Consider the following 8,521-nt stretch of genomic DNA (forward strand, 5'->3'; position numbering starts at 1 on the left):
GTCGTCCCATTTCATCCCCAGAAGCGCGGCAAGCTCCTTAACGAACGGTGTGGTGTGTATCCCGGATCGGCGCGCCAGCATTCTCGTGGCCAAAAACAGCTTTCCGGCCGGCCCGGGATCATCGCCCGTAGCGGTCAGCAAAATCGCATCGCGGATGGCATTTTCATCCTCGCTTCGGCCAAGCATTCTTGCGGCCACCGCCGCCGATTTGAGGGCCAACCGATCGCGCCAGCAGCCGAGCCATGGTGGATCGGCGCGGATCAGATCATCCAAGGATTTCAACGCAATGCCGGCGGCGAAGGCGGCGTCGGCTTCAGTGATGTCATGGGCGCGCGGTCGCGCCCAGCCTGGCAGGCGGGACGACCAAGTCGGCGTCGTTGGAGCGGCGGGGGTGAGCGAATCCATGCGGAAGAGCATAAATTGTACGAGCAGTTTACGCCAGCAATTTAATCCTAAACCGCACCGCCTGTCGAAAACAAATAACGTCCGATAATCTTGCATTATCGGACGTTTTCTCTTTATATAAAGAATGACCCAAATCATCGACCAGACCGCCCAAAACCACCGCCAAGAGAGCGCAGCGCCGTCTGACAGCACGGCGCATCCCAGTGATGTTTCCGCGCCGGCAGTGTCAGCCGACGCCTCCCCTCGCCTGCCGGCGCATCTGCAGGATCTCACTGATCGTGCCCGCGGCTATGTCGAGGCCGCCAGTTCCACCAATACCCGCAGGGCCTATGCCTCCGACTGGAAACATTTCACCGCCTGGTGCCGGCGTTCAAACCTCTCTCCCCTCCCCCCGGATCCGCAGGTCGTCGGCCTCTACATCACCGCGTGCGCGTCGGGAACCGCAGAACGCGGCATGAGAGCGAATACGGTTTCCACGATCGAACGGCGCCTGTCCGCCATCACCTGGAATTGTTCGCAACGCGGCAGGCCGCTCGATCGCAAGGACCGGGCCATCGCCACCGTGATGGCCGGCATCCGCAACACCCACGCGTCCCCTCCCCGGCAGAAGGAAGCCATTCTGCCGGAAGATCTCATCGCGATGTTGGAGACGCTGGATCGGAAAACCCTGCGTGGCCTGCGTGATCGCGCCATGCTGCTGACCGGCTTTGCCGGCGGCCTGCGCCGCTCGGAGATTGTCGGCCTCGACCTCGGTCGCGGCCAGACTGAGGATGGAAGCGGCTGGGTCGAGATCGTCGACAAAGGCATGCTCGTCACCCTGCACGGCAAGACCGGCTGGCGTGAGGTGGAGGTCGGTCGCGGCTCATCTGACGCGACATGCCCGGTCGCCGCGATCGAGACCTGGCTGAAGTTCGCCAGGCTGGCTCATGGCCCCCTCTTTCGCCGCGTGACCGGACAGGGCAAAGCTGTCGGGTCGGATCGGTTGAACGATAAAGAGGTTGCCCGCCTGGTGAAACGAGCGGCGATGTCGGCGGGGGTGCGCGGCGACCTCAGCGAGATCGAGCGCGCCTTCAAATTTTCCGGCCATTCGCTCAGAGCGGGTCTCGCCTCGTCTGCCGAAGTCGATGAGCGCTACGTCCAGAAACAGCTGGGTCATGCTTCCGCAGAGATGACTCGCAGATATCAGCGACGGCGGGACCGCTTCCGTGTGAATCTGACCAAAGCTTCAGGGCTTTAGCGATCCCTCTCCTCGGCACGGTGAAGTGCACGGAAATTTGGGTGTAGGACTCTCGCATAGCTCTATCGCCGAAATTGAAGGACGAAGGGCGTCCTGTCGTTGCTTGATCCGCGCTTTACGGTGAAGAGCCATGAAAGTATCTCTGCGCAGAACTGTGAGATCTTGATGCTGTTTCGGCGAGACGCCAACCTCGCTAACCTTGGCGCTCGTACGGCGTCTGCCCTGAATATGGGCCCTCGCCGGAAACAGGACCGCTCTCTGACGTGCTTGTAAGGAAAGACCAGGAGGAAGGCCCGTGGAAGTATCGGCCATTGATCATCTCGTCATCAACGTCACGGACGTGGAACGCCCCGCCGCTTGGTATGTGCAGGTTCTGGGCATGAAACGATTAGAGTACGGGAGTGATCGCGGCCATCCGCGTAAGGCTCTCATGTTCGGCTCACAACGGATCAACCTTCGTCCAGTCGCTATTACCAAGCAGGAATGGTTGACAGCAGACTATGAGGCTCCTGGAAGCGACGACCTATGCTTCTTGACCACGAGTTCGCCACAGGCCGTGGTGGCTCACCTGAAAGAGTGTGGGATTGAGATCGTTTCGGGTCCAGACCGCAGAGATGGAGCGCGCGGAGTCCTCCACTCCGTCTACTGTCGAGATCCAGATGGCAGCTTGATCGAAATTTCGTCTTACGCGGTGTGACCGAAAGACTTGCGCTCTAGCTGCGGTCTTCGCACCAATCCAGTTGAAATCGGCGTTTCGGCATCGCCCATTCGAAAAGCTCTGGCAGCTCCGCTAGGTCCTAAATCCCTTAGCTTGCTCACCATCATTTCGGTGCGCCATTCAAAGACGACCTCCCTCACAGAACCTTACGAGAGCTCTGGGCATGGCCAGCAGCCCCGTCCCCGGCTCCTGATTGATGCCGCTGGTCGGGCATCCACTCCTTGAACCCGGATCTGACGCTGCGCGAAATCGCGCCCCCGTTGCAACGGCTTCGCACTCCCCGCGGCGGCTCCAAACTATCGCCTTCCGCCGTGAAAAACCTCTTCGGTCACGCCGTCCGAATGAGATTGCTTGCTGGTGCCAGCAACACTGAGATTCCGATCGTCGACTAGAAGCGCAGCCCTCATCGCGGTTGAGGCGACTCTGTAGAATCGCCATTAGCCTGTTCGAGACTTGCAAACTGTGCGCCGTCCTGGGGCGCGGCCTCCGCTTCGCGTTCACCAGCGGCAGGCTTTCCTGCGCGTCGAGCTTAGCCAGGAGTCAGGCCATGATCCTCGGCCAGGTCGAAAACTTCCCGTCTGCAGCTATGCGATCGGATGGAGGTCCGGATTGATGACCACCGGTCTGTCGTTATGGGTAACGAGATGGCAGTGCCTCCATTTGAGCCTCACGCACGAGCACGGCTCGGCCCGAGCGAGCTTCATCACTCAAATCCGAGTTTTGAGGATTGCAAAACTGGTCTCCATCTGCCGCACCATCCAATCTGCTCCACGCCAGTTCGTTTTCTTTCGCCTTCCCACATTGGTGAGGTCCAGCCGGGTATTCGATCTTCAAAGTCCATAAACCCTTGTATCAAAGGAAGAAATTACGAAAAAAAACGGCTGACAAGTTGGCCGATCCGAGCTCGTGAGCGGAGCCGTATTTTCCAATACTCGTCGTCGACCTCGCAGCGCCAGGGTCAGGCGGTTCTTTGCCTTGCATCACCATTCACCCTCATGAGAGCCATGAGCATCGGCCCAAGCGAAAACTCCCCTCGCTCAGACCGCCTAGTGAGGTCCCTGAGATAACCGCCAGCAGAAGTTATGAAATTTGAACGCTCGAGAATGCAGGCGATGGCCACTGCTGCACTCTCCGGCCCCATCGCGCCGCATGCATCCTCATAGGCTGACGGGCTGACACCGAGCATGGACCGCACGACGACAGCCGCTGTCATGAGCTCGCGCCAGTGTTCAATACGGCCGTCGGGCCCATAGTCGGCAATCTGCGGGCAAGCACGAAGCACCATCCCAAGTGGGAAAACCTTGATCGGCTCGGATCTCGCCTTCCGCTGCCCCTGCGTGACACTCGTTGTATGAGCTTCTTGCACCAGGTTTTCGCCCCGCTCACTTCGAGAGCTAGGTTCAAATTCATTTATAAGTTCGGTATTTGAATTCTGTATATGGCGGTCAATCTGCACGGCATTGCCATGCATATTTTCAGTTTTAAACTGCATTTCCAGAATGTTGAGCACCTCTTCGCGCAGGAGCTCCATTTCATCCAGCGTCAGCTCCACTTGCGCCCTGTTCGCATAGCGAGGGAGGCGGGCAAGAATATCGACATACGCAGCTTCCACCTGCGCCCAGTTTCCAGCGGCACCCTCTTCTACTGCGGCCGAGATCAACTTCCGCACATCGCGACGGCAGATCGTGAGCGCTTCTTTGGCTCGCCGGAATCGAGACCGTTCTGCGGCTACGTCCTGCGCCATCAGCGCGAGCTCCCTGGCACGAGCCACAAGTGGGGTTAAATCAAATCCATATGCCTGCTCGACTTCGCCCTCGCGGTTGCGGTGTGCATACCGTTTGCCGTTTGGACTGTCGCGGCGCAGAATGAGGCCGGCATCGACAAGTGCCGCGAGTTGCCGCCGAAGTGTGGTCTCTGTTATTCCATGAGCCCGTAAAGACAGCTGCGCGTTGGAAGGGAAAACGACCAGCCCGCGGTTGGAGTCGAGTTCCACATCGGGGTAAAACGTCAGGAGTGCATCAAGGACGGCCAGCGCCCTGTCCTGGATTCCGAGACGTTCCCGTGCCTCGCACACGTCACGAAACACTTTCCATTTTTCAACCCGCGCGTCTGGATCCGGACGCTCGATCGCCATTTGGCCCCTGACGAGGGCAAGCGACATCGGCCGCCGCCCAAAGGGCGTCGTCACATGTTCCGTCTGCATTTTTCTCTCACCTTTCTTCAGGCAAAAGAAATCCGCTCACCAAATCGGCGCCAAGACTCTTGACTGTGATTCCGGGAAATGCGATTCTCGATCCTGCTAGAGATGACGAGAGAGGCTTCCACGGTTTACCGTTCGGGGGCCTTTTTCTTTTGCGGTTCAGTCTCCGTTAGTTTGCGTTTTCGATCCTTTGTACTCTTCGTACAAACGACCCATGTGAGACGACAGCCATTCGCTGAATGGCTTGGCTTCAACATTTGAAAGCTCGATAGCTACCTTCTTCGCCTTCGGATTCATCACGAAATTCAGTGAGCGATCGCTCGAAGTCCAGTCGCGGACCGGGGCCTCAGTCTTCGGCTTTTTCGCAGCTGATTTTGACTTGTACCGCTTCAGGTAGTCGTGAAGCGCATCGAAACGCTGGCCTTCAGGAAGCTCCCGGAGTTCGGCGGATTCCGAATACTCCACCGCCACCTTTGAGAGGGCAGGGGCAAGAACGAACTGGCGAAGGCTCAGCCAACGGTCCCGCCCGATTTTCTTGGATGCGCCTAATGCTGTGATAACTGAAGCCGGCACGGCATCGACCACGGACAGCATCTTGGAGAGCATCGCTTCATCTACGGCAAGTGACGACCGGACAACGTCCTTCGTCATTCCTGACGCAATCAGGTTCTGGGCGAAGTACGCACGCTCAATGAACGACAGGTTCGAACGGGCTGCGTTCTCCTGCCCTTGGACAATCGCCGAAGTGACGTCGTCGAACTTCTTAACGATTGCCTTGACAGGAATTCCCAGCTCGCGTGCGACGCTCAGGCGACGATGGCCGAACACGACCATATATCGCTTGGCATCTGCCGAACTTGGTCGAACAAGGATAGGCGTCGTCTGTCCTGATTCCTTGATAGCCTGGAGCAGTTCCTGGAATTCCTCCCCGTCGTCAGACAGGCGGTCGGCGACAAAGGAGACATCGATCAAGCGCGGATCGAGATCCACGATCACCTCGCCTTCCATGAGCTTCTTCGTGTTCTCGGCCATGTCCTCGATGGACCGAACAACCGTCTTGGCTGCTCCCGTCATGCCATAGCCCGGCTTGGTCGGCGTCTGATTTGCCGAGATCGATGCCATATCGAGCTTCGCAAACGGGTTTTCACGAGACATGGGTAGCCTCCGGGGTTGCCGTCAACGCCGATAAGTCACTGACGTCGTTTAACAAAACGATAAAAAAAACGGCTGACAAGTGTCTCATTTTCTCCCCCAGACGCCGTGGATGAGGTCAACGATTTCCGCGTTAGCGGCGTTCAAGCTTTCCTTGGCCCTGTCATAGGTCGCTCGGACGAAGTCGCCCCGCTCAACCTCATATAAAGTCTGCTTCTTGATCGAAGCATCGGAGATCGCGGTCGACTTCAGGACGTGATTTCTCAGCATCTGCTGTGCGAACATTGATTGCATGAACCCAACCATCTGAGCCTGCGGGATATCGGTGGGCTCAAATCTTGTTATGAGGTACCGGAACCACTGAACACGCATTTCGGCGCCGGCCTCGGCAACCGGCCCCATGATCCCGCCAAGCATCATGAGGAACTGGCTCATTGACATGATGTCCAGCATCTGAGGATGGATAGTGATCAGAATTCCCGTCGAGGCCATGAGCGCAGTAATCGTCAGATAGCCCAATTGTGGAGGGCAATCGATCACGACGACGTCGTACTTGTCATCGACCTGCTTCAGAGCACTGGCAATCCGCATATAGAACAGTCGACCGTCCTCTCCCTTCTTGGAGGAGATCGCCAACGGCACGTCATACTCGTATTCCTGCAGAACCAGGTTCGCTGGTACAACGTCCAGGCCTGGAATATTGGTTGGCTGGATTACATCGCCGATTGGCTTGCGATCATCGTCAAAGCGAAGCGCCTCATAGAGAGAGGCCGTATCATCAAGTTCTGGCTGAATCCCGAAGAGGGAAGTCAGGGATGCCTGCGGATCGAGATCAACCGCCAGCACCCGATGGCCGGTGAGTGCGAGATATTGCGCCAGATGCGCGGCTGTCGTCGTCTTGCCGCTCCCGCCCTTGAAGTTAACGACCGACACGACCTGCATCGGCTCGCCCTCCTTCCGCTTGGGCACATAGTATCTCTTGTCCGATTTCTTGTTAGCCTCGAGATAATCACGAAGCTCCAGCATCTGGTCGGCCGTGTAGTATCGTCGTCCACCGATTGACTCTATCTCAGGCCCCTTGCCATCGGCATGGATCTGTCTGAGATGGGTTTGAGTTACACCCATGAAGTCAGCAGCCTCCGCAAGCTGAAACTTGCGCAGCCCCTTGCGGGCATCAGGCGGGTACTGCTGGCTGCGCAACATGTGCAACGCGCTTGAGATCTTCGCCCCTTGCTGGGCGATCTCAACATCAAATCTGTTGGGCAACGTATTGCTCATTTCGCGAACTATTTCCCGGGGTTCTTCACTTTCGAAAAAATGGCTGGAATACCATTATTTGCGAAACTATCTCCCGATTCCGTCGCGCTTGGCAAGATATTTAAGGTTAACAAAAGGTTAACGCGGCGCTCACACATTTCGGTCGAATCTCGATTCATCCATATGGATCCGTGGCTTATCGCAAAATTGCAGGCTGACGCTCATCCACCGGAAATGCAGATCTGCAGCCACGACCACACGTCTGGTCATCGTTTTCACGGCACTTAACCGCGATTCGGCAGAATCGCGTAGGTGCAGATCTGCATGTGGCCAGACGCGATTCGTGATGATTTCTGTATGCCCCAGTTCGAATCACGGAGTGGAGCATGCACATCAAGGTTGTTTCGCCGGACGTTTACGAGAAGCACTTCGGGTTGCTGACGCAAATGCATCGCCTTCGTGCCGAGGTCTTCGGATCGCGCATGGGTGGGACGTGACCGTCTTGGACGGCGAAGAGCGAGATCAGTTCGACGATCTTGCACCGACTTACATCCTTGCCGTCGATAACGAGCACCGGGTCGCCGGCTGTGCCCGCCTTCTCCCAGCATCAGGCCCGACCATGCTCACGGTTACATTCCCGGCATTGCTGGCTGACAGCTCACTCATCGCCCATTCCGGCCTGGTCGAGAGCTCACGCTTCTGCGTCGACACGGCGTACGAGGCGGGGAAGGGAGGCGGCCAACTGCATTCGGCCACGCTCGCTATGTTCGCTGGGATCATCGAGTGGTCGATGGCGAACGGCTACAAGGAGATTGTCACGGCGACTGACCTTCGCTTCGAGCGTATTCTGAAGCGAGCCGGATGGCCGATGAGGCGCCTCGGCGAACCGGCGCCGATCGGCAACACGATCGCTGTCGCCGGCAGCCTCCCGGCCGACCGGGCAAGTTTCGAGCGTCTGCGGCCGCGGGGCTATCGCTCTGACATCTCTCCAAACGACGGCGCGTCAGTCAGGAGCGCGGCGTGACCCAGCTCCAATCTCACTTCCGTTTGGTGCGCAAGCTCCAGGACGCGCTTGGCGATCAGCTTTGCTTCGCGCTCGACGATGCGAGTGTTGTCGAGATCATGCTGAACCCGGACGGGCGGCTGTTTATCGAGCGTCTGGGCCACGGCATCGCGCCGGCCGGAGAGATGACGTCGGCTGCGGCAGAGGTCGTCATCGGTAGCGTGGCGCATGCGCTGCAATCCGAGGCCGACCACGATCAGCCGATCATATCCGGCGAATTGCCGATCGGCGGCCATCGTTTCGAGGGCCTGCTGCCGCCCGTGGTGTCGGCGCCGACTTTCACGATCCGCCGGCGCGCCTCGCGACTGATTGCGCTCGACGATTACGTCAAGTCGAAGGTGATGACCGAAGCCCAGGCCTCGGTCCTCAGGAGCGCGATCTCGAACCGCTTGAACATCGTCATCTCCGGCGGCACGGGGTCCGGCAAGACGACGCTCGCCAATGCGGTGATTGCCGAAATCGTAGCAACCGCGCCTGAGGATCGTATGG

The 8,521-nt window shown here is 58.2% G+C and carries 7 protein-coding genes and 1 pseudogene; 4 read left to right on the forward strand and 4 right to left on the reverse strand.

What is annotated here, in order from left to right:
* Nucleotides 1-405: DUF1403 family protein (locus EM858_RS26705; protein WP_245483065.1), on the reverse strand; the 405-nt coding region annotated here is incomplete at its 3' end.
* A 124-nt stretch (nucleotides 406-529) separates the two neighbouring features.
* Here EM858_RS26705 and EM858_RS26710 point away from each other — a divergent pair.
* Complete coding sequence (locus EM858_RS26710; protein WP_127758549.1) at nucleotides 530-1,642, forward strand: site-specific integrase; 1,113 nt, start codon at nucleotides 530-532, stop codon at nucleotides 1,640-1,642.
* A 295-nt stretch (nucleotides 1,643-1,937) separates the two neighbouring features.
* On the forward strand, nucleotides 1,938-2,339 hold the full coding sequence (locus tag EM858_RS26715; protein ID WP_127758550.1) for a VOC family protein: 402 nt from the start codon (nucleotides 1,938-1,940) through the stop codon (nucleotides 2,337-2,339).
* A 979-nt stretch (nucleotides 2,340-3,318) separates the two neighbouring features.
* Here the strand turns inward: EM858_RS26715 and repC are convergent.
* The 3 genes from repC to repA form a co-directional block, all read right to left on the reverse strand.
* Nucleotides 3,319-4,563, reverse strand: a complete 1,245-nt coding sequence (gene repC, locus EM858_RS26725; RefSeq protein ID WP_127758551.1) for a plasmid replication protein RepC — start codon at nucleotides 4,561-4,563, stop codon at nucleotides 3,319-3,321.
* A gap of 156 nt (nucleotides 4,564-4,719) precedes the next feature.
* The gene (gene repB, locus EM858_RS26730; RefSeq protein WP_127758552.1) at nucleotides 4,720-5,715 is read right to left on the reverse strand and encodes a plasmid partitioning protein RepB; all 996 of its coding nucleotides are present in this window, start codon (nucleotides 5,713-5,715) and stop codon (nucleotides 4,720-4,722) included.
* Between the two features lie 84 nt (nucleotides 5,716-5,799).
* Nucleotides 5,800-6,990, reverse strand: a complete 1,191-nt coding sequence (gene repA, locus EM858_RS26735) for a plasmid partitioning protein RepA (RefSeq protein WP_127758553.1) — start codon at nucleotides 6,988-6,990, stop codon at nucleotides 5,800-5,802.
* A gap of 365 nt (nucleotides 6,991-7,355) precedes the next feature.
* Here repA and traI point away from each other — a divergent pair.
* Both traI and EM858_RS26745 read left to right on the forward strand, forming a co-directional pair.
* Nucleotides 7,356-7,993: pseudogene (gene traI / locus EM858_RS26740) on the forward strand (acyl-homoserine-lactone synthase TraI).
* A partial coding sequence (locus EM858_RS26745; protein WP_164865585.1) for an ATPase, T2SS/T4P/T4SS family occupies nucleotides 7,990-8,521 on the forward strand: 532 nt, incomplete at its 3' end. The pseudogene traI and the gene EM858_RS26745, both read left to right, overlap by 4 nt.

It is taken from the genome of Agrobacterium sp. CNPSo 2736 (genome assembly GCF_004005385.1).
In the GTDB taxonomy this organism is placed as follows: Bacteria; Pseudomonadota; Alphaproteobacteria; order Rhizobiales; family Rhizobiaceae; genus Agrobacterium; species Agrobacterium leguminum.